This is a genomic window from uncultured Lutibacter sp. (assembly GCF_947493565.1).
Lineage (GTDB): Bacteria > Bacteroidota > Bacteroidia > Flavobacteriales > Flavobacteriaceae > Lutibacter > Lutibacter aestuarii.
On record NZ_CANLRG010000004.1, the window covers coordinates 275,576 to 297,882 of the forward strand.

19 protein-coding genes are annotated in these 22,307 nt (G+C 30.2%); 11 read left to right on the forward strand and 8 right to left on the reverse strand.

Annotated elements, in window-relative coordinates:
* Positions 1-22: 22 nt before the first annotated feature.
* The 4 genes from Q0714_RS06815 to Q0714_RS06830 all read right to left on the reverse strand — a co-directional run bounded on the left by Q0714_RS06815 (position 23) and on the right by Q0714_RS06830 (position 6,702).
* A complete protein-coding gene (locus tag Q0714_RS06815; RefSeq protein WP_298263722.1) occupies positions 23-2,425 on the reverse strand; it encodes a sodium-translocating pyrophosphatase in 2,403 nt (800 codons plus the stop codon).
* 124 nt (positions 2,426-2,549) lie between these two features.
* Complete coding sequence (locus Q0714_RS06820) at positions 2,550-3,077, reverse strand: inorganic diphosphatase (RefSeq protein WP_298263724.1); 528 nt, start codon at positions 3,075-3,077, stop codon at positions 2,550-2,552.
* Between the two features lie 71 nt (positions 3,078-3,148).
* Positions 3,149-5,644, reverse strand: coding sequence for a DUF5686 and carboxypeptidase-like regulatory domain-containing protein (locus tag Q0714_RS06825; protein ID WP_298263726.1), 2,496 nt, complete (start codon positions 5,642-5,644; stop codon positions 3,149-3,151).
* A gap of 59 nt (positions 5,645-5,703) precedes the next feature.
* Positions 5,704-6,702, reverse strand: a complete 999-nt coding sequence (locus Q0714_RS06830; RefSeq protein WP_298263790.1) for a pyruvate dehydrogenase complex E1 component subunit beta — start codon at positions 6,700-6,702, stop codon at positions 5,704-5,706.
* Between the two features lie 158 nt (positions 6,703-6,860).
* On the opposite strand from Q0714_RS06830, the gene Q0714_RS06835 reads away from it, so the two are divergent.
* The 8 genes from Q0714_RS06835 to Q0714_RS06870 all read left to right on the forward strand — a co-directional run bounded on the left by Q0714_RS06835 (position 6,861) and on the right by Q0714_RS06870 (position 12,872).
* Positions 6,861-7,607: an electron transfer flavoprotein subunit beta/FixA family protein gene (locus Q0714_RS06835; RefSeq protein ID WP_298263727.1), complete on the forward strand. Its 747-nt coding sequence runs from the start codon at positions 6,861-6,863 to the stop codon at positions 7,605-7,607.
* Positions 7,608-7,686: 79 nt separating this feature from the next.
* The gene (locus Q0714_RS06840) at positions 7,687-8,649 is read left to right on the forward strand and encodes an electron transfer flavoprotein subunit alpha/FixB family protein (protein ID WP_298263728.1); all 963 of its coding nucleotides are present in this window, start codon (positions 7,687-7,689) and stop codon (positions 8,647-8,649) included.
* A 90-nt stretch (positions 8,650-8,739) separates the two neighbouring features.
* A complete protein-coding gene (locus Q0714_RS06845; RefSeq protein WP_298263729.1) occupies positions 8,740-9,357 on the forward strand; it encodes a bifunctional nuclease family protein in 618 nt (205 codons plus the stop codon).
* A 12-nt stretch (positions 9,358-9,369) separates the two neighbouring features.
* Positions 9,370-10,764 (forward strand): nucleoside transporter C-terminal domain-containing protein, encoded by a 1,395-nt coding sequence (locus tag Q0714_RS06850; protein WP_298263731.1) that lies wholly within the window; start codon positions 9,370-9,372, stop codon positions 10,762-10,764.
* Between the two features lie 78 nt (positions 10,765-10,842).
* Positions 10,843-11,667 (forward strand): thymidylate synthase, encoded by an 825-nt coding sequence (locus Q0714_RS06855; protein WP_298263733.1) that lies wholly within the window; start codon positions 10,843-10,845, stop codon positions 11,665-11,667.
* Between the two features lie 91 nt (positions 11,668-11,758).
* Positions 11,759-11,971, forward strand: a complete 213-nt coding sequence (locus Q0714_RS06860; RefSeq protein WP_298263734.1) for a hypothetical protein — start codon at positions 11,759-11,761, stop codon at positions 11,969-11,971.
* A gap of 17 nt (positions 11,972-11,988) precedes the next feature.
* The gene (locus tag Q0714_RS06865) at positions 11,989-12,393 is read left to right on the forward strand and encodes a 2TM domain-containing protein (protein WP_298263736.1); all 405 of its coding nucleotides are present in this window, start codon (positions 11,989-11,991) and stop codon (positions 12,391-12,393) included.
* Positions 12,390-12,872 (forward strand): dihydrofolate reductase, encoded by a 483-nt coding sequence (locus tag Q0714_RS06870; RefSeq protein WP_298263737.1) that lies wholly within the window; start codon positions 12,390-12,392, stop codon positions 12,870-12,872. Before Q0714_RS06865 ends, Q0714_RS06870 begins: the two co-directional genes overlap by 4 nt.
* Here the strand turns inward: Q0714_RS06870 and sppA are convergent, their stop codons facing one another.
* Positions 12,873-14,627, reverse strand: coding sequence for a signal peptide peptidase SppA (gene sppA / locus Q0714_RS06875; RefSeq protein ID WP_298263739.1), 1,755 nt, complete (start codon positions 14,625-14,627; stop codon positions 12,873-12,875). It lies immediately after the preceding gene.
* Positions 14,628-14,731: 104 nt separating this feature from the next.
* Between sppA and folK the strand changes: the two genes are divergently transcribed.
* Positions 14,732-15,859: a 2-amino-4-hydroxy-6-hydroxymethyldihydropteridine diphosphokinase gene (gene folK, locus Q0714_RS06880; protein ID WP_298263741.1), complete on the forward strand. Its 1,128-nt coding sequence runs from the start codon at positions 14,732-14,734 to the stop codon at positions 15,857-15,859.
* On the opposite strand, the gene gldC is transcribed toward folK, so the two are convergent.
* A complete protein-coding gene (gldC, locus tag Q0714_RS06885) occupies positions 15,860-16,195 on the reverse strand; it encodes a gliding motility protein GldC (protein ID WP_298263743.1) in 336 nt (111 codons plus the stop codon).
* Entirely contained in the window at positions 16,195-17,154 is a 960-nt protein-coding gene (gene gldB, locus Q0714_RS06890; RefSeq protein ID WP_298263745.1) for a gliding motility lipoprotein GldB, read from the reverse strand. Before gldB ends, gldC begins: the two co-directional genes overlap by 1 nt.
* A gap of 59 nt (positions 17,155-17,213) precedes the next feature.
* Here gldB and nadE point away from each other — a divergent pair, with 59 nt between their 5' ends.
* Positions 17,214-18,002 (forward strand): NAD(+) synthase, encoded by a 789-nt coding sequence (gene nadE, locus Q0714_RS06895; protein WP_298263747.1) that lies wholly within the window; start codon positions 17,214-17,216, stop codon positions 18,000-18,002.
* Between the two features lie 291 nt (positions 18,003-18,293).
* Complete coding sequence (locus Q0714_RS06900; protein ID WP_298263749.1) at positions 18,294-21,335, forward strand: aminotransferase class III-fold pyridoxal phosphate-dependent enzyme; 3,042 nt, start codon at positions 18,294-18,296, stop codon at positions 21,333-21,335.
* A gap of 66 nt (positions 21,336-21,401) precedes the next feature.
* Here the strand turns inward: Q0714_RS06900 and Q0714_RS06905 are convergent, their stop codons facing one another.
* Entirely contained in the window at positions 21,402-22,232 is an 831-nt protein-coding gene (locus tag Q0714_RS06905; RefSeq protein WP_298263750.1) for a universal stress protein, read from the reverse strand.
* Positions 22,233-22,307 lie beyond the last annotated feature (75 nt).

Sequence of the window (22,307 nt, forward strand, 5' to 3'; positions counted from 1 at the left end):
TATGAATATTAACTTTAATGTGTTAAGATTTCTTTTCTATTATTTCTTCAACTTTAACTACTTTCGTAGATTTTTTAATATCTTTAATTTTGTCAAGTTGAGCTTTTACCTCTGCTTCTGTTCCTTTAAAAACTTCTTCATTCATAGTTGTTTCTCCATTTTCAGTAATTGTTGTTACAACAGTTGCTGTAACTAAACCTTCTTCATTTGTGGACATTTTAACCTCTACTCCTTTAGAAATTTCTTTAGAAACAATTTCTGTAGCAGCTTTTTCCTGAGTATATTCAGCCATTTCCACTTTATCTAAGGCAATACTTGGTGCAATTACCAAGGCAACAACTGACATTAATTTTAATAATATATTTAAAGATGGACCAGATGTATCTTTAAAAGGGTCTCCAACAGTATCACCAACAACTGCTGCTTTATGAGCTTCCGTTCCTTTTCTACCTTGTTCTTCAATCATTTTCTTTGCATTATCCCAAGCTCCACCAGCATTAGATTGAAAAATTGCCATTAAAACACCACAAGTAGTAACCCCAGCAAGCAAACCTCCTAGCATTTCTGCTCCTCCAATAAACCCAATAGCTACAGGAACTATTAATGCTAACAATCCTGGTAAGACCATTTCTTTAATAGAAGCTGTTGTAGAAATTTCAACACATTTATCATATTCTGCATAACCATCGGCTGCATCAAACACTTTTCTATCTTCTTCAGAAGCTTTAGACATATCTGAATTATATTTACGCATAACTTCTAATGCTCCTTTTAATTGAGGAATATCTCTAAACTGACGACGAACTTCTTCAATCATAGCCATTGCAGCTCTACCAACAGCATTCATAGACAAAGCCGAAAATACAAATGGCAACATTCCACCAATCAATAAACCAGCCATAATATCTGGCTGTGAAACATCAATAGTACTCACATTTGCAGTTTTCATAAATGCAGCAAATAATGCCAAAGCTGTTAATGCCGCAGAAGCAATTGCAAATCCTTTTCCAATTGCTGCAGTTGTATTTCCAACTGCATCTAATTTATCTGTACGTTCACGTACTTCACTCGGTAGTTCAGCCATTTCAGCAATTCCTCCAGCATTATCAGAAATTGGTCCATAAGCATCTACGGCTAATTGAATTCCTGTATTTGCAAGCATACCTACAGCAGCAATTGCAATACCATATAAACCTGCAAAATAGTGTGAAACTATAATTGCTGCTGCTATTAATAAGATTGGAATAGCTGTAGACATCATTCCAACTCCTAAACCTGCAATAATATTTGTAGCTGAACCTGTTTCAGACTGTTTTACAATTGATGTAACTGGTTTAGTTCCTGTTCCTGTATAATATTCGGTAATTTTTCCAACACAAAAACCAGCTACTAAACCAGCTAATGTTGCATAAAAAACGCCCATTGCTCCAAAAGGTAGTCCCTCTACTGTTTCAGGCAGCATTGCATTAATGATAAAATAAGAAGCAACAATCATTAAAAATCCTGATCCAAATTCTCCTAAATTTAAAGCTTTATGAGGACTTCCTCCATCTTTTACTCTTACAAATAAAGTTCCTACTATTGACATTATAATACCTACAGCTGCAAGAGTTAAAGGTAAATACACTGCTCCAAGACCATTAAAATTTGGCGTAATAATTAATGCTCCTAAAACCATTGTTCCAATAATTGAGCCTACATAAGATTCAAATAAATCGGCTCCCATACCAGCAACATCACCAACATTATCACCAACATTATCTGCTATGGTTGCAGGGTTTAATGGGTGATCTTCAGGAATACCTGCTTCTACTTTACCAACTAAATCAGCTCCTACATCTGCAGCTTTTGTGTAAATCCCTCCACCCACACGTGCAAATAAAGCAATTGAAGAAGCTCCTAGTGAAAACCCTGATAATACATTTAATACCATTGGAATATTATCCGTTCCAGGCCACATACCTTGATAGATAATAAACAATCCACTTAAACCAAGAACTCCAAGTCCAACAACGCCTAATCCCATAACTGCACCTCCAGCAAATGCTACTTCTAAAGCTTTACCTAAAGAGGTTCTGGCAGCATTTGTAGTTCTAACATTTGCTTTGGTTGCTACTTTCATTCCAATAAAACCTGCTAAAGCTGAGCAAATTGCTCCTACAATAAATGATACTGCTACCATTCCGTTTGAGCCAGCTTCATTAGTTCCTTTAAAATATAACAAGATTGCTACAGCTAAAACAAAAATTGCTAAAATTTTATATTCAGCTTTTAAGAATGACATTGCCCCATCAGAGATATTTTTAGCAATTCTTGCCATTTTCTCATTACCTACATCTTGTTTAGAAATCCAAGTATTTTTAGCAAAAACAAACGCTAGAGCTAGAACACCAAACACAGGTAAATACGTTACGATTAATTCCATTTTTTTATTGTTAGTTATAATTAATTTTTTTGATGGTGCTAAAAATAGTAAAATAAGACTGATAAAAAAAACCACCTTTAAGATTTAAAGATGGTTTAGTATTATTTAAGTTTTTTAACACTATTTATATTGTAAATGTACGCTTCTTTTTATGTTCACTTAAATCGTAACGTTCTGTACAATTATTTACAATTTCATAAGCTTCATTTACATCACCCCAGCCTCCAACGTCTACTTTTTTTTCTTCTAAATCTTTATATACTTGAAAAAAGTGTTCAATTTCTTTTACTTGGTGCGGATTCATATCCGAGATATCGTGTAATTGATTCCAAATAGGGTCTGAAATTGGTACACAAATAATTTTTTCATCTGGTCCTTTTTCATCTGTCATATGGAAAACACCTATTGGTTTTACTTCCATAACACACATTGGGAATGTAGGTTCACTTCCTAAAACTAGCACATCTAAAGGATCTTTATCTAAGGCTAATGTTTCTGGAATAAACCCATAATCGCCAGGATACATCATTGAAGAAAATAGCATTCTATCGAATCTAATTTTATTCAATACAAAATCGTATTCATATTTATTTCTACTTCCTTTTGGTATTTCAATTAATACATCAAATGTTTTTCTTTTTTTAGAACTCATTTTCTTTTAGTTAATAATTTGTACAAAAGTACAAATTTCAGTTTGTTACTTATCGTTTATTGCTTTGAATTTTAGAAGTGGAATCCAAAAGCTCCTTTTATTGCAAATTTATTAGCGTTTGGTGTATCCAAATAGTTTCCTCTCCAACTAAAATCTATTCTAAATACTTTAAAAATATTTCCAATTCCAACACTATATTCATAATACCCTTTTGTAGGAGCCACATAATTAATATTTGAAGCATTTAGCGCTTTGTTTTTATCAGAAACTTCGCCCCAAACTCCTTTTACTCCAACTATTTCACGTAAATTTAATTTTCTTAATAATGGAATTCTAGATAAAAAACGTCCATTAAAACTATGCTCAATATGAAGTGAAGCATATGTATCCGTTACAAATTCGTAATAATCTAATAACGCATACGTGTTTTCAATAGTAAAATACGATTGGTTTCCTGGTACTACGTTTAATAAACCTAGTGGAACTTCTCCAAAAGTTTTTCCAACTTCAAAAGTTGTAAACATTCTTCCAAAACCACCTATTAAAATAGGCTGTCTATAATAAAATTGCAATTTATGATAATCAAAATCACTGTTTAAAACCCCTTTAATTCCTCTCGAATAATTTAAAAATAGTGTTGAATAGGTGTCTGTAACCTCATTTCTCTCAACCCCATAACCTATAGTTTTTCTATTAGGCGTATATTTAATTGAAAAGTCAATTTCGGATTGAACAATGTTTGATTCTTTTATATTATTTTCTTGATCTATCCAATAGTCTAAATTGAAGGTTGTTGGAGATGCGGATTCTAATGTTCTGTAAGATGCTCCGAGCCTAAAATTTAAATTATTTTTAGGTTCCATCGAAAAAAACACATTTGATAAATTTATATTGGTAAGTTTGCTATTATCACCACTTGCAAAAAACGAAGAAGAGGCAAAACTTCTGCCTAAAACATCGTTAGTTGTTGTTAAACTAACTCCTATTTGTTCCACATCGCGCCTGTTTCCTAAACCTATAACAAATCTACTTTTTGGGTTAACCATCCATTTTCCAGATAAGCCATATTTAAACTTATGATCATCAAAACCATAAGCGGTATATCCTTGAATACGCCAAGGTTCATTTCCTCCTAAAAAGGTTCTCCCTCCAACTCTTAATCTAATTCCTTCCACATCATTTTTACCAAATGTTGAATAAATTGAGCCGTAATCAAATTTGTTAAATTCTATATAGCCCGAACCTAAAATAGAAACTAAATTATACAAGCGTTTAAATTTAGGAACTGTAGCCAATGTATCAAGCATTTTATAAATTCCTAATTCATTTTCATTTAATTTTTCATGACGACCTTCACTCCAAAACTCATCAGTTTTGTTATAAATTTTTTCATCGTAAATATTTATTTCTTCATTGTAAAATTTATCTTCTTTTTCTTCATTAAAAACATAATCTTTATACATGGTAGTTCTTCTACCATAAACTCCTTTAGATTTCTCTTTTTTATTTAAACTAAAATCGGACATCATATAATCCCGTTTCAATAGGAAAACAGAATCATTTACCACATCAAATTCTTGTTCAATATAAATGTCTTTCACCCAGTTAATATTAGCACTACGCGTTGCTTGCATATTAATTTCTTTTACTGCAAACGTAGAATCGTTTACCCAAAAGTCTCCTTTAAAAGTTAGTTCGCTTTTTCTTCGTGGGTAATAGATAATGTTGTAACACCATTTATTATCTATAAAAGCACTATCTGTTAACACATAATTATAGGTAGAAACTCCTGCTAATTTTGAAATAGGACTTACAAAGCTTTTATCAAATATTTTAATGAAATTATTATATATATTGTAATCTACATATAAGTCTTTAATAAACGCAATTACATTTTGATTAGAATTAAATCCTGAATTTTTATTAGCAATTAAGTCTTCTCTTAATTTTTTTCCTCCTTTGTTTTTTCCATAAGATTTATAAACAGACTCGTTTATAAACATAGGCAAATAGGCTTTTCCTGTAATATTAGAAGTGTCAACACTTTCAAAAACAAACTCCATCCCTTTGAAAAGTTTGCTTTTCATTAAAGTGCTATCCACATTATTCATATCAAACTCCAACTTCTCATACTTTTCATATTGATATTGATCGAATAAGTAAATACCATTTTCACGCTTTTTTTCCCATATTTTTTTTAATATAGCAATTGCAGGATTGTCCTTTTTTTTAACCTTTCCACTATAAATAAATACTTCATTTAATTGAGCAGCTTCTTCTTTTAAAACAATGGTAAGGTTGAAATCCCTACTTTTAATAGCCATTTTTTTTGTTTCATACCCTAAAAAAGAAACTTCAATTTCTGTATAAGTTTTGTCCGATTCTAAATAAAACTTTCCATTTTCATCTGACACTGTTCCTGTATTTGAACCTACAAAAATTATATTAGCAAAAGGGATGGGTTCGTTAGTTTCATCTTTAACAACACCTCCAATTTTAACTTGTGCAAAAGTGAAGGATACTAGTAATAAAAAAAGGAAACTCAGTACTTTATTTTTTTCTTTCATAATAAAAAAATCCTTTCCAGTTGAACTGAAAAGGAAATTATAACGCAAATTTTATACCATTATTTTACGTACATTACATCTTTTACCGCTTTAACAACATCGTTAAAGTTTGGTAACCATTCTTCCAATAATACTGGGGAATATGGTGCAGGTGTATCTGCTGTTGTTATTCTTCTAATTGGAGCATCTAAATGATCAAATACATTTTCCTGAACTTGGAATGTGATTTCAGATGAAACACTAGCAAAAGGCCAAGCTTCTTCTAAAATTACCAATCTGTTTGTTTTTTTAACTGAGTTAAAAATAGCTTCAAAATCCATTGGTCTTATCGTACGTAAATCAATTATTTCACAAGAAATTCCATCTTTTTCTAAAAGATCTGCCGCCTTATAAGCTTCTTTAATAATTTTACCAAATGAAACAATTGTTACATCAGTTCCTTCTCTTTTCACATCTGCTACTCCAATTGGCAAAACATATTCTCCTTCTGGAACCTCTCCTTTATCACCATACATTTGTTCAGATTCCATAAAAATAACTGGATCGTCATCTCTAATAGCTGCTTTTAATAAACCTTTTGCATCGTATGGGTTTGAAGGAACTATTACTTTCAATCCTGGAGTATTTGCAAACCAATTTTCAAAAGACTGTGAATGTGTTGCACCTAATTGTCCTGCTGAACCAGTTGGACCTCTAAATACTATTGGACAATTTAATTGACCTCCTGACATTTGTCTGATTTTAGCTGCATTATTTATAATTTGATCTATCCCTACTAATGAAAAGTTAAATGTCATAAATTCAACAATTGGACGGTTTCCATTCATCGCTGAACCAACTGATATTCCAGCAAAGCCTAACTCTGCAATAGGCGAATCTATTACTCGTTTTGCTCCAAACTCATCTAACATTCCTTTTGAAGCTTTGTAAGCACCATTATATTCTGCCACTTCTTCACCTATTAAAAAAATAGATTCATCTCTACGCATTTCTTCACTCATTGCTTCACATATAGCTTCTCTAAATTGTATTGTCTTCATGGTATTCTTTTTTTGGATTTGCAAAAGTAAGCAATTCTATTTTTACTTTCAAAAAAATAGTTATGAATAAAATAATATTATGCACGCATAATATTTTAAAAAAAATTACTACATTCGTAGATAATTATTAAAAAGGCGTGTATTTTTATGCACTATATTCAAAATCTATAATAAAAATGAAAATATTAGTTTGTATTAGTCACGTACCAGATACTACTTCAAAAATCAATTTTACTGAAAATGATACTAAATTTGATAGTAATGGCGTGCAATATGTTATAAACCCATATGATGAATTTGCGTTAACAAGAGCTATGTGGTTTAAAGAAAAACAAGGAGCTACTATTACAGTTGTTAATGTTGGTACTGTAAATACTGAACCTACGCTACGTAAAGCATTAGCAATTGGAGCTGATGATGCAATTAGAGTTAATACTGAAGCTACTGATGGATTTGCTGTTGCTAAAGAATTAGCTGAAGTAGTAAAAAAAGGTGGTTTTGATTTAATTTTAGCTGGAAAAGAATCTATCGATTATAATGGTGGAATGGTTCCAGGTATGTTAGCAGCTCTTTTAGATTATAATTTTGTAAATGCTTGTATTGGACTTGAAATTGAAGGCGATTCAGCTACCATTTCTCGTGAAATTGATGGAGGTAAAGAAACTTTAAGCTCTAAATTACCACTTGTTATTGCAGGTCAAAAAGGTTTGGTAGAAGAAAAAGATCTCCGTATTCCTAATATGAGAGGAATTATGATGGCTCGTAAAAAACCATTAACCATTGTAGAGGCTACCTCAAATGAAATTTCAACTAAATCTACTTCATTTGAAAAACCAGTAGCCAAGTCAGCTTGTAAAATAGTTGATGCGGATAATGTTGATGAATTGATCAATTTATTGCATAACGAAGCTAAAGTAATTTAAAAGTATAATAATCACTGTAGATTTGTTGTATCAATCATCTAAAGATTAAACAACTCTACGATTAAACAAAAAATAAAATATGTCAGTTTTAGTTTTTGCCGAAACATCGGAAGGAAAATATAAAAAATCTTCGTTTGAAGTTACTTCATACGGAAAAAAAGTAGCTGAACAATTAGGAACTCATTTGGTTGTAGTAACTATTAACTCAAAAGAACCTAATCAGCTAGGCACTTATGGTGCTGAAAAAGTTTTAAACATCACAAATCAAAGCTTAGAAACATTTCAGTCCAAAACATATGCAAATATTATAAAACAAGCTGCCGAAAAAGAAAATGCTCAAGTAATTATTTTAGAATCCAGTTCAAATGGGTTGTATATGGCTCCTATGGTTGCTGTAAATTTAAATGCAGGATATGCAAGTAATGTTGTTTCATTGCCAAGTTCAACTTCACCTTTTATTGTAAAAAGAAAAGCATTCTCTAGTAAAGCATTTAATAATAGCGAAATAACAACAGCAGCTAAAGTATTAGCTTTAGCAAAAAATTCTTTCGGCGTTTTTGAAAATCAAGTAACTGCTACAATTGAAGAATTTTCACCTTCTATTTCAGAAAGTGGCTTACATTCTGAAACTATTGAAAAAACTTCTGGAAAAGTAACAATTGCTGATGCCGATATAGTGGTATCAGGTGGAAGAGGGTTAAAAGGCCCTGAAAATTGGGGAATGATTGAAGATTTAGCAAGTGTATTAGGCGCTGCAACTGCCTGTTCTAAACCAGTATCAGATTTAGGATGGAGACCCCATAGCGAGCATGTGGGTCAAACAGGTAAACCTGTAGCTTCAAATTTGTACATCGCTATAGGAATTTCAGGTGCAATTCAACATTTAGCAGGAATCAATTCATCTAAAGTTAAAGTAGTGATTAACACGGATTCTGAAGCACCATTTTTTAAAGCTGCCGATTATGGTATTGTTGGTGATGCTTTTGAAGTGGTTCCTAAATTAATTGAAAAGTTAAAAGAATTTAAGGCAAATAACGCATAATTTTACTAAATTGTGCCTCTTTAAAAGGCGCTCTAATTTTTGGTGTAAAAAGTCCTTTGATTAGAGAGCCCTTTTTGCTAATTTTAACTTATGAGTTTAGTTCGACTTAATATTAAAGGTATATCGTATAGTCAAACTCAAAGCGGTGCGTACGCTTTGGTTCTTAGCGAGGTAGATGGAAGTAGAACCTTACCAATTGTTATTGGAGCTTTTGAAGCACAATCAATAGCAATTGCATTAGAAAAGGAAATTAAACCTCCTCGTCCACTTACTCATGACCTTTTTAAAACTTTTGCAGATAGGTTTCATGTTATTATCAAACAAGTTATTATTCACAAATTAGTTGATGGTGTTTTTTATTCTAGTTTAATTTGTGAACGCGATAAAATTGAAGAAATTATAGATACCCGAACTTCAGATGCCATAGCATTAGCCATACGTTTTAACGCGCCAATATTCACTTATGAAAACATCTTAGACAAAGCTGGAATTTATCTAAAAATTAAAGATGAATTAACCGCTCAAACAGATGATGCATCCATTGAAAGTTTAATAGAAGAGCCCGAGTCAAAAAAAGAAGAGAAATCTTCATTTTCTAAAGATACTTTAAAACAGTTAAATGATAAATTAGCTAAAGCCGTCCAAAATGAAGATTATGAATTGGCTGCAAAAATTCGAGATGAAATTCAAAAACGCTCTACCAAATAACTTTACAACTTTATGTATAAAAAAATAAGTTTATCTGCCCTATTATTTTTTAGTTTCATTTCAATAAATGCACAGGAGTCAATTAACAACTCAATTATAGATAACCAAGGCTTTACTTTTACAACACTTTGGAGAGGAGTTTTAGGAATGATTTCACTTTTAGCAATTGCATATTTATTTAGTAGTAATCGAAAAGCAATCAATTGGAAAACTGTTGGAGCTGGCTTATCTGCCCAGCTTTTAATTGGTTTTGGGGTCTTAAAAGTTACGTTTGTTCAAAAAGCATTCGAGTTTGTAGGTGGCATTTTTACAAGTATTTTAGATTATACCGCTGCAGGAAGTCAATTTTTATTTGGAGGTTTAATGAATGTAGAGTCTTATGGTTTTATTTTTGTATTTCAAATACTGCCAACTATCATATTTTTTTCAGCATTAACTTCTTTACTATTCTACTTGGGAGTTATTCAAATAATTGTAAAAGGTATGGCTTTACTTTTAACCAAGTTATTAAAAATATCTGGAGCTGAAAGTTTATCGGTTGCTGGAAACATATTTTTAGGTCAAACAGAAGCTCCGTTAATGATTAAAGCCTATTTAGAACGCATGAATCGTTCTGAAATATTATTGGTTATGGTTGGTGGAATGGCAACTGTTGCTGGTGGTGTTTTAGCTGCATACATAGGTTTTCTAGGTGGTAATGACCCTGTTTTAAGGTTGCAATTTGCGAAACATTTATTAGCCGCCTCAGTTATGGCAGCGCCAGGCGCTATTGTAATTTCAAAAATGTTATACCCACAAACAGAAAAAATTAATACCGATGTAACTGTCTCCCAAGAAAAAATAGGATCTAATATTTTAGATGCTATTGCAAATGGAACCACAGAAGGCTTAAAATTAGCCGCCAATGTTGCCGCAATGCTTTTAGTTTTTGTTGCAATTATTGCAATGTTAAACGGCATTTTAGGGAAAATTGGAGATTTAACGAATTTGAATGATTGGATAGCTGCCAATACTCCTTATCAACAATTTACATTAGAGTCTATATTAGGTACCATTTTTGCCCCTTTAATGTGGTTAATTGGGGTTGCTAAAGAAGATATTATGTTAATGGGACAATTATTAGGTGTTAAATTAGCTGCTAGTGAATTTGTAGGCTACATTCAATTGGCTGAATTAAAAAATGTTGCAAATGCTACTCATTTTACTTACAACAAATCGGTAATAATGGCTACTTATATGTTATGTGGTTTTGCTAACTTTGCCTCCATAGGCATTCAAATTGGAGGGATAGGTTCATTAGCCCCTGGACAAAGAAAAACACTTTCAGAATTTGGCATGAAAGCCCTTATAGGTGGTTCTTTAGCTTCGCTTCTTTCCGCAACAATTGCAGGAATGATTATCGGATAATAAGCCTTATATTTTTTTACAATTTAATTGTTTTACTAATTAAAATTCAAGTAATTTACCATCGTTAAATAACATATTATGAAACAATATTTAGATTTAATAAAACACGTTAGAACTAACGGAACTTTAAAAGAAGATAGAACAGGAACAGGAACCAAAAGTATTTTTGGATACCAAATGCGATTTGATTTAAGTGAAGGGTTTCCTATGTTAACGACCAAAAAATTACATTTAAAATCAATTATTTATGAATTGCTATGGTTTTTAAAAGGTGAAACTAATATTGAATACTTAAAAGAAAATGGTGTAAAAATTTGGGATGCGTGGGCAAATGAACAAGGAGATTTAGGTCCTGTTTATGGGCATCAATGGAGGAATTGGAATAGTGAAGGAATTGATCAAATAAAAGAAGTAATTGAAACAATTAAAACAAACCCTGATAGTAGAAGACTATTAGTATCTGCTTGGAATCCGAGTGTTTTACCAGATACTTCAATATCATTTTCTGAAAATGTAGCCAAGGGTAAAGCAGCTTTACCCCCTTGTCATGCTTTTTTTCAATTTTATGTTGCAGATGGAAAGCTTTCCTGTCAGCTATACCAAAGAAGTGCAGATATTTTTTTAGGAGTACCTTTTAATATTGCTTCCTATGCCCTTTTAACTATGATGATGGCTCAAGTTTGTAATCTAAAATCTGGAGAATTTATTCATACTTTTGGAGATGCACATATATACAATAACCACAGTACACAAATAGATTTACAACTTTCTAGAGAACCAAGAGAGCTTCCAATTATGAAAATCAATCCAGCTATCAAGAATATATTCGATTTTAAATTTGAAGATTTCACATTAATTAATTACAACCCTCATCCACATATTAAAGGAAGTGTTTCAGTATAAAATCATTCTATAAGATTTGTAAAAATTAATATTTATTTAATACCTTTTTCTCAAAACATTTAATACTTTTATGGGGTAAAAGAAAAATAAAATGAACACACTACAACTAAAAAATAAAATTATACAACGCATTTCAGAAATTGAAGATGAAGATTTATTAAAATCTATCGAAATTCTTTTTAGTGCTTCTGATGAAAACATTGCTAAATTTTTAGCTTTTGCTAATGAACAAATTCACAATGGGGAAAATGAAGAAACTGAAGATTTTACTGGTTATATTAAAGAATGGGTAAAAAGTATGTAACCTAATCATCATTCACTATGAACAATGAACAACACGAGCTTTATGAAAATGCAAGAAATCGTATCAAACAAAAAAAACGATTGTATTTTCATTTTGTAGTGTTTTTAATTGGATCTGTATTTTTAATTATTACTAATAAAGTTTTAAATATTGGTGAACAATACGATTGGTTTGTTTGGGCAATACTCTTATGGTTTTTCTTATGGATTTTACATTTTGTAAACGTTTTTTTTACACATCCTTTTATGGGAAAAGAATGGGAAAGAAAGCAAACAGAAAAACTAGTTCATAAACAAGAATTAAGAATTGCTAAACTTGAAAAAGAATTAATAAAAGAAGCCGACTTAAAGTTAGAAAGTGAACAATACGCCTCTACATTAAAAAAAAAGGAAAACTCTCAAAAAAACTCAAACCAAGAATGATTACCATAATTGCTGCTATTGCTGAAGATAATGCCTTAGGAAAAGACAACCAACTTATTTGGCATTTACCTGCTGATTTAAAAAGATTTAAACAAGTAACCTCTATGCATCATGTTATTATGGGTAGAAAAACTTTTGAGTCATTAGGCAAACCTCTTCCTAACAGAACAAATATAATTATCACTAGAAATCCTAATTATACTATTAAAGGTTGCGTGGTGGTAAATTCATTAAAACAAGCTATTGAAGCTGCAAAAGAAGATGAAAATCCATTTATTTTAGGAGGTGCAGAAATTTACAAACAAGCCATTGAATTTGCTGATAAATTAGACCTAACTTTTATACATCATAAATTTGATGCAGATGCATTTTTTCCAGAAATAGATACCACTATTTGGAAAGAGACCTCAAGAGAATTTCATAAAGCTGATAAAAAAAACAAATACGATTACAGCTTTGTGAGTTATAAAAGAATTTAATTATTGAATATCAAAGACAAAAGGCATTCTAGCTTGAATTCCTTTCATTTCAGAAAAATGTTTTAATGTTTGATAAAGTTTATAATTCTCTAAACCAATTTCTTTAATTAATAATTTTTCTTTGGATTGCATAAAAGGAAACCCATTTAATTTATCTTCTAAATCAAACTTATAATTAGGAAAATTTCGTACTTTATAATCCGTTACTTCAGCCAGTTCAGCAGCATAAGCTACAGCATCATCTAAGGTTCCAAGTTCATCAATCAAGCCATTTTCTAATGCTTCTACACCAGACCAAACACGCCCTTGAGCAATGCTATCAACCACTTTAATACTCATATTTCTTCCAGTAGCAACTCGTTGTAAAAATGTAGTATAAACTTGTTCTACACCTTCTTTAGTAACTGCTCTAAATTCATCTGTCATTGGTTCAAATAAACTATAATCAGCTCCTGTATTCGTTTTTACTTGCTCTGCATTAATACCAATTTTATCAGATAATTTACTAATGTTTGGTAACATTCCAAAAACACCTATAGAACCCGTTATGGTTGTAGGTTGTGCAAATATTTTATCTGCATTACAGGCAATATAATATCCTCCTGATGCTGCTACATCACCCATAGAAACTACTAAAGGTATTTCTTGTTTAGTTAGCTCTATCTCTCTCCAAATTAGGTCTGATGCTAAAGCGCTTCCTCCCGGGGAATTTACTCTTAAAACTATTGCTTTAACTCCTTTTGTTTTTCGTGCTTTTCTTAAAGAATTAATCATTAATTCCTGACCAATAATGTCTTCATTCCCTTCTCCATACATAATCGTTCCTTGCGCATAAATAACTGCTATTTTATTTGGAGCTGTAGATATCAAACGTCCTTTGCCTGTTGAAATATAATCAGCAATTGAAATGGTGTTTAATTTATCATCAACTGAAAGACCTGAAGCTAGCTTTAATTTACTAGTATATTCATCATAATATAGTACTTCATCAACTAGGTTATTTTCAATAGCTAATTCTGGAGTTCTTCCTAATAAGTTATCAGCTATTGTATTTAATTTTTCAATAGTTATATTTCTACTATTTGAAATATCAATAAGCATCTCATTCCAAATAGATTTTAAAAATGAAGTTATTTGATTTCTATTATCATCACTCATTTTATTGTATAAATACGGTTCTACAGCACTTTTGTATTTTCCATGACGAACAACCTCCATTTTAACGCCAGTTTTATCTTCAAAATCTTTAAAAAATAAAACTTCAGTAGAAAGTCCTTTAAAATCTAGAGCTCCTATTGGATTTATAAAAATTGAATCGGCAACCGAACTTAAATAATAGGTTTTTTGATCGTAAATATCAGCATACGCATTTACAAATTTTCCACTTTCTTTAAAGTCTACTAATTTTTTTCTAATAGCTTGTACTTGAGACATCCCTGCATTTACACCCAAACTACGAATACTTATTCCTTTAATTTTAGCATCATCCTTTGCATTTTCAATAGCATTTAAAATTTTTTCTAAACTTAATTTTTCATCGCTTAGCCCAAGTATTTCCTCAAAAGGATCATCACTTTTTGGAGCATAATCTTTAACTAAAGTTTCTAAACCAATTTCTAAAACTGAATTTTGTTTAACGGTAACTTTCTCTGATTCACCTACCGCTGAAATTATTAATATAAATAGAATAAACAATATTCCAAGTGCAATAAAAGTTCCAAAAATTGAAGCCAGTAAGTTTCTCAAAAATTTCATAGGACTACTAATTTAAATATGCTAAAAAAATTTATAAATGTTCATAAATTGAACCACAAAGGTATGTTTTTATATCATACTTTTCTTTTCTTTGTAGCTACTTTATGCAAATTTTAAGAAACACATATTTATCTCTTGGGAGCAATCAAGGCAATAAACTTGATACCCTACAAAAAGCCATAAATTTGATTGCAGAAAAGATTGGTAATATTGTAAAAATTTCCGCAATCTACAAAACGGCATCTTGGGGTTTTAAAAGTGATGATTTTTTTAATTGTTGTATTCAAGTTACTACAGGTTTAAATCCTGAAAATTTGTTGTATAAATTACAACAAATAGAATTACTTTTAGGTCGAAATAGAACTTCTAAAAACGGTTACCAAGCACGAACTATAGATATTGATATATTACTTTTTGAAAATGAAATTATTTTTTCAAAAAACTTAATGGTGCCGCATAAAGAAATGCTTAACCGAAATTTTGTAATGTTTCCGCTAGTTGAAATAGCGCCAAATTTTATACATCCAATAGAAAAACAACGACTTTCAGTTTGTTTAAAAAATTGTGCAGATTTAAGTGAAATTGAAAAAACCGATTTAAAAATTAATAGACCCATTGCCATCTCTGAAAAATATAACTACATTGCTATTGAAGGAAATATTGGAGCTGGTAAAACTACTTTAGCCAAAATGATTTCTGAAGATTTTAATGCAAAAATTGTTTTGGAACGATTTGCAGACAATCCATTTTTACCAAAATTTTATGAAGATAATGAAAGATTTGCTTTCCCTTTAGAAATGAGTTTTTTAGCAGATCGATATCAGCAACTTTCAGATGATTTAGCTCAATTTGATTTATTTAAAAACTTTATAGTTTCAGATTATTACATATTTAAGTCGCTAATTTTTGCTCAAGTCACTTTACCAAAAGACGAGTACTTTTTGTACAGAAAGATGTTTGACATTATGTATAAAGAAATTTCTAAACCCGACTTATACATATACTTACATCAAAGTACGCCTCAATTAATTGAAAATATTAAAAAAAGAGGTAGAACTTATGAACAAAATATAGCTCCAGAATATTTAGATAAAATTCATAAAGGATATGTGAATTTTATTAAAACTGAAGAAAGTTTAAACACTTTAATTATAGATGTATCTACCATGGATTTTTTAGAAAACTCTGAAGATTATTTTTCTATTATTCAACAAATTAAAAATGCTAGTTAATTATTTTTTTAACTCTAATTTTTCTGCAAAATAATCACAAAAATCACGCATAGTTGCACTCATTTTCTCATCATTGGTGGCTCTTTCAAATGTATCAGCCATAGAAACCAATGTTTGATGAAAAAATTGTTTCATATCATCAATAGGCATATCTTTAGTCCACAAATCCATTCGAAGTGTATCTTTATGAATTGAATCCCAAACTGAAATCATTAAAGCTTTTGCTTCTTCATTTTCAATTCCCCCATCATTTGCTGTCCAATGCAGTTGTTCAGGAACTTTATTTTCATCTAGACCAACTGTAAATTCTATTTTTGATTTATGAGCTATTGCCATTATTTTTTTGGTTTATATTTTGAATGTTTAAAAATTATTTCTGCAGGTGTTTCCAAAAGCTGCTGCAAAGTTACATGATTATTTTTCATATACGCCCTAACAATTTGCCACCCTAACCAAACCCCCACTCTTCCTGGAGATTCTTTATCAACATCAATATAAAATTTTGAAAAAGGGGCATTTAAAATAAAACGAGTTGTTAAATCAGTATCTGTACTATATAATAATTTCTTTTCAACAAAATACTTCCAAATTTCAGTTTCATTATTGGTTACCCAAATTATATTTTCTTTACTATAGCCTATTTTTTCAGCATCACTTACAAAGGGTAAATAAGTATCTAACATATACATTTTTTTCCCTTCATCAATTATTAAATCAATAAATTGCCTACTATTTCCTTTGATAAAAAATTTGGAACTTATAGCCTCAGCAATATCGACCTTTAAATGAGACCTGTCATAATTTTGCGACAAATACTTTGGAAAATCATGATAAACTTCGTTATTTCTTCCTAAATACATGTCTAATGAAATAAACAATAAACTATCAACATACATTACTTTACTTTGATAATCTAAATTTGTGATAAGCGTTAAAATTTTAGGTTCTTTAAAATTAGGATGATAATATTTAATATGCTTAAACAAGTCTTCAAGCTGCTTTTTTTCTTCTTCAAAATCATTAAAAAGTTCTTGAGATTTTTGGTACAATTCTCTTTCTTCGATATCATTTATTTTTTGAATCCAAACACTATCTGCATTCTGCTCTGGAAATAAATAAGGATATTTTTCTTTTAACTCAGGTAATGTTTCTAAGTTAGAATTATAAAATTTTTGCTCAAAACGATCTATTTTTACAGTAACATCAATTTTGGAAACATCAATTTTTTCTTTAGACTCTTTGGAACATGAGATGGCTACCAATAAAACTCCCAACAGTATTAAAGTTTTGTACATTAATTTCTATATTTACAATTCTATTTTTAAAACGATAAAAGTACTAAATTAGTTTAATTATGAATGCAGAAAAAGTTGTTGAACATATCGTTTCCTGGCTAAAAGAATATGCAACAAAAGCAAAAGTTAATGGTTTTGTAATAGGAATTTCAGGAGGAATAGATTCAGCAGTAACTTCAACCTTATGTGCTAAAACTGGTTTTCCAACTCTTTGTGTAGAAATGCCAATTCATCAAGGAGAAAACCAAGTATTAAGAGGTAAAGAACATATTAAACAATTAAAAAATAGGTTTAAAAATGTAACTTCAATTGAAGTAAATTTAACCTCTACATTTGAAGATTTTAAAAATGTAGTTCCTTCAATTAAAGAAACAGCTACAGTTAATTTATCTTTAGCAAACACTAGAGCTCGTTTAAGAATGACAACTTTGTATTATTTTGCAGGCTTAAATGGCTATTTGGTAGCTGGAACAGGTAATAAAGTAGAAGATTTTGGCGTTGGTTTTTTTACAAAATATGGTGATGGGGGTGTAGATTTAAGTCCAATAGCAGATTTAATGAAGTCTGAAGTATATCAAATAGCTTCAATACTAAAAGTTCCTAAATCTATTCAAAAAGCAAAGCCAACTGATGGGTTATTTGGAGATAGCAGAACCGATGAAGATCAAATTGGAGCCACTTACGATGAATTAGAATGGGCTATGCAACAAGCAGAAAAAGGTAAAAAAATTAGTGATTTTAATGACAGAGAAAAAGAAGTTTTTACTATTTTCTCTAAAAGAAATATTGCAAATAAACATAAAATAAAGCCAATTCCTATTTGTGAAATTCCAAAAGCCTATAAGTAACTAAGGTTTTATTTATTGACTGATAATAAAGTATCAGTTAAAGCTAATAAGTATATCATATAAAATTAATGATTACATTATATTTACTTTTTAAAAGAAATATAGAGAAACTTTTTATATTCTTACTTTAATCCTTTTCAATTAAGCACTAAAATATAAGTGTTATTGAATATATTGCATGAAATTGAATTATAGAAATTCATCATCCAATAACTAATCATTAGAATGAAACTTACTTTCAAAAAATTTAGTTGAGGTGAAAATTATATATGTTTTTAATGAAAATTAGATATGAATTATAAAGCCATAGAAATAACTACTGTAGAGGCCGAAAAATTACTACTTTCTCAATACAATATTGTTGGAAAAGCCAATAAACTCCCTGGTGAAATAGATGTTAATTTTAAGATTAAAACTGAAAATGAAAATTATGTTCTAAAAATTTCTCCTCCAAATAAAAACAGTACTTATTTAGATTTTCAACAAAAACTATTACAATATCTTGAAAAACAAAACTCAAATTTAACTGTTCCTAAAGTACTACTCGATAAAAATAATTCTTCAATTTCAGAAATCACAGATAAAGCTGGTAATAAAAGAAAAGTTAGATTGTTAACATGGATATCGGGAAGAGTTTGGAGCAATGTAAATCCTCAATTAAATGATTTACGTTATAGCTTAGGAGAACAATGTGGACTAATTACATTAGCTTTAAATAATTTTACACATCCTGAAATTCATAGAAAATTTGATTGGGATATTGCACAATCGCTTTGGACAAAACAACATATTAATTTATTTAATGAAGAAGAAAAAGAACTAATTATTTATTTTCAACAGCAATTTGAAGCTGGTTTTAATTCTTATAAAAAACTAAGAAAATCAGTAGTTCATAATGATGCAAATGATAACAACATCATTGTTTCTTCTGAATTAATTCACCCTAAAGTAATTGCTATTATTGACTATGGAGATAGTATTCATACTCAAATTATAAATGATGTAGCTGTTGCATGTAGTTATGCAATGATGAATCATAACGATCCTCTAGAAGCTGCTTTACCAATTGTAAAAGGTTATCATTCCAAATTTAATTTAAATCAAAATGAATTAAACCATTTATATTGCGCTATTGCTATGCGTTTGGTGATTTCCGTAACCAAATCTGCAATTAATAAAATTAAGCAACCAAACAATAAGTATCTGCAAATTAGTGAAAAACCTGCTTGGATTTTATTAAAAAAATGGCGTAAAATAAGTTTAGAATTTGCGTATTTTAGTTTTAGAAAAGCTTGTGGATTTAAAGCTCATCCTAATGAACATAAATTTAAAAAATGGACAACCAAAACTAATTTCAACTTAACACAATTATTCCCTACTATTCATAAAAATGAAGTTAAATTATTAGACCTTAGCGTTTCAAGCAAATGGATTGGACATCATGAAGAATTTAACGATTTAGATTTATTTGAATTTAAAATTAACAAATTACAGTCTAAAAATCCTTCAAAAATTATAGCTGGGGGTTATTTAGAACCAAGGCCCTTATATACTTCAACTGCTTTTGACAAAATTGGAAATTATGGAAAAGAAAGCAGGACTATTCACTTAGGAATTGATTTTTGGTTGCCAAAAAACACTCCTGTACATGCTTTATTTGACAGTGAAGTTGTTGTTTCTTTCAATAATACTGGAAATAAATTATATGGAGGACTCCTAATTTTAAAACACACTTTTGATGAACTTGAATTTTTTACATTATATGGGCATTTAAGTGTTGAAAGTATTACCAACAACAACGTTGGAAAACATATTAAAAAAGGGGATTGTATTGGTTATTTAGGCAATCCAATAGAAAATGGCAATTGGGTTCCTCACCTTCACTTTCAGGTTATGTTATCTTTATTAGATTATAAAAATGACTTTCCGGGGGTAGCATTTTACAATGAAATTGAGGTTTGGAAAAGCATCTGCCCAAACCCAAATCAGCTTTTTAAAATTTCTGAACTTCAACAAAAAAAAGATATTTCAAATAAAGAGCTAATTTCTTATAGAAAAAAGCATTTAGGCAAAAGCCTAAGTCTTCAATACAAGCAACCTGTTAAAATGGTTAGAGGTTTTGGACCATATTTAATGGATCCATTTGGAAAAAAATATTTAGACACTGTTAATAATGTTGCCCATGTAGGACATGAAAATTATAAGGTTGTAAAAGCTGGCACAGATCAAATGGCTTTACTTAATACCAATTCAAGATATCTTCATGAAAATATTAATGAATTAGCCAAAGAATTAATTGAAACACTTCCTAAAGAATTAAATGTTTTACATTTTGTTAATTCAGGAAGTGAAGCCAATGAACTAGCAATTAGAATGGTAAAAGCAGCTACAGGAGAACGCGATATTATTGCTTCAGAAGTTGGCTATCATGGAAACTCAAACATGTGTATTGATATTAGCTCTTACAAGTTTGATGGTAGCGGTGGAAATGGTGCTCCAGAAAACACTCATATTTTCCCACTTCCTGATGCTTTTAGAGGAAAATATAGAGGTGAAAATGCAGGTGCCAACTATGCTGAAGAAGTTAAAATATTAGTTAATCAAGTCCAACAAAAAGGAAGAAACATAGGTGGATTTATAGTAGAGCCAATTATAAGTTGTGGAGGACAAATTGAATTACCGAGTGGTTTTTTAAAAAAATCTTACGAAATTATTAGAAACGCAGGAGGCATTTGCATTTCAGATGAAGTTCAAACAGGATGTGGTAGAATGGGAAAAACTTTTTGGGGATTTCAATTACATAATGTTGTTCCAGATATTGTTACTATAGGAAAACCTTTGGGCAATGGACATCCTATTGCAGCAGTGGCTTGTACTCAAAAGGTTGCAGATAAATTTGCTAATGGTATGGAATACTTCAACACCTTTGGAGGCAACCCAGTTTCTTGTGCAATTGGCACTGAAGTATTAAAAATAGTAAAAAAAGAAAAATTTCAAGAAAACGCACTTATAATTGGTGAATTTTTAAAAAGTGAATTAAAAAAATTAGCTCATAAATTTCCAATCATTGGAGAAGTCCGTGGACAAGGGTTATTCTTAGGAATTGAATTAGTTGATAGCAAATTAACTCCTTTAAAAGAACAAACCAATTATTTAGCTAATAGAATGAAAGATCATCATATTTTAATGAGTGTAGATGGACCTGACCATAATGTTTTAAAAATTAAGCCTCCGTTAATTTTTTCTAAAACTAATGCTAAAGAATTGATTTATTTTTTAAAAAAAATACTTTCAGAAGACTTTATGAATTCTTATAAAAAAGATAAAAGCTAAGTTAAATCTTACAGCATAAAAAAGGAGCTTAATTAAGTTCCTTTTTATGTTTTTTAAAATAGTTTTTTACAACTTAAAAGTAACCACTGGCAACTTTGCATGATTGGCTAAATCTTCACCTATACTTCCATTAAATAAATGAGCTAAACCTCTCCTACCATGGGTATTTAATAAAATAACATCAGCATCTATTACTTTTGAAAAGTTCAAAATACCTGCTTCAATAGAAATATCATTATAAATATTAAGCGTATAATCTCCTAAATCAAATTCATTAATAAATGCTCTTATAGCATCACTAGATTCTTTAGTTGTTTCAAAATTATGAATCGTATTAATCTTTAATAAATGTAAACGCGCATTAAATAAGCTTGCAAAATTTAATATTTTTTGAAAAGCAACTCTATTTGCATATTTAAAATTGGATGCAAATACAATATTCTCAATTTTAAAATTTGAAATTTCTTTTTTTACCACAAGTACAGGAACTTCAGAATTTCTAACCACTTTTTCAGTGTTAGAGCCAACAAGCATTTCTTCCAATCCTGATGTTCCTTGAGATCCCATCACAATTAAATCGGCCTCTTTCTTTTTACTTTCATCAATAATCCCATCAAAAGCTTTATGAAATTGAACAGAATCTTCCACTTCTAAACCTTCAAAAAAAGGAAGCTTCATAAAGTCTTGAAATTTTTCATGCGCTCTTTTCAAAAATAATAATGCGGTTGGTGTATTGTTAGATGAACCATAACTTGCCGGATCAATAACTCCTGTAGGCAGTTCTAACATATGTAGTAAATAAATCTTTGAGTTTGTTAATTTAGCAATATCTGCAGCCACTTTAGCTGCATACTCTGCTTGCACAGAAAAATCAATAGGGACAAGTATATTTCTCATAAATTTTTGTTGAATCGAATGTTATGGTTAGTGTAAAGTTAATAATTTTAAATTAAAAAGAAGAATGATTTTTTA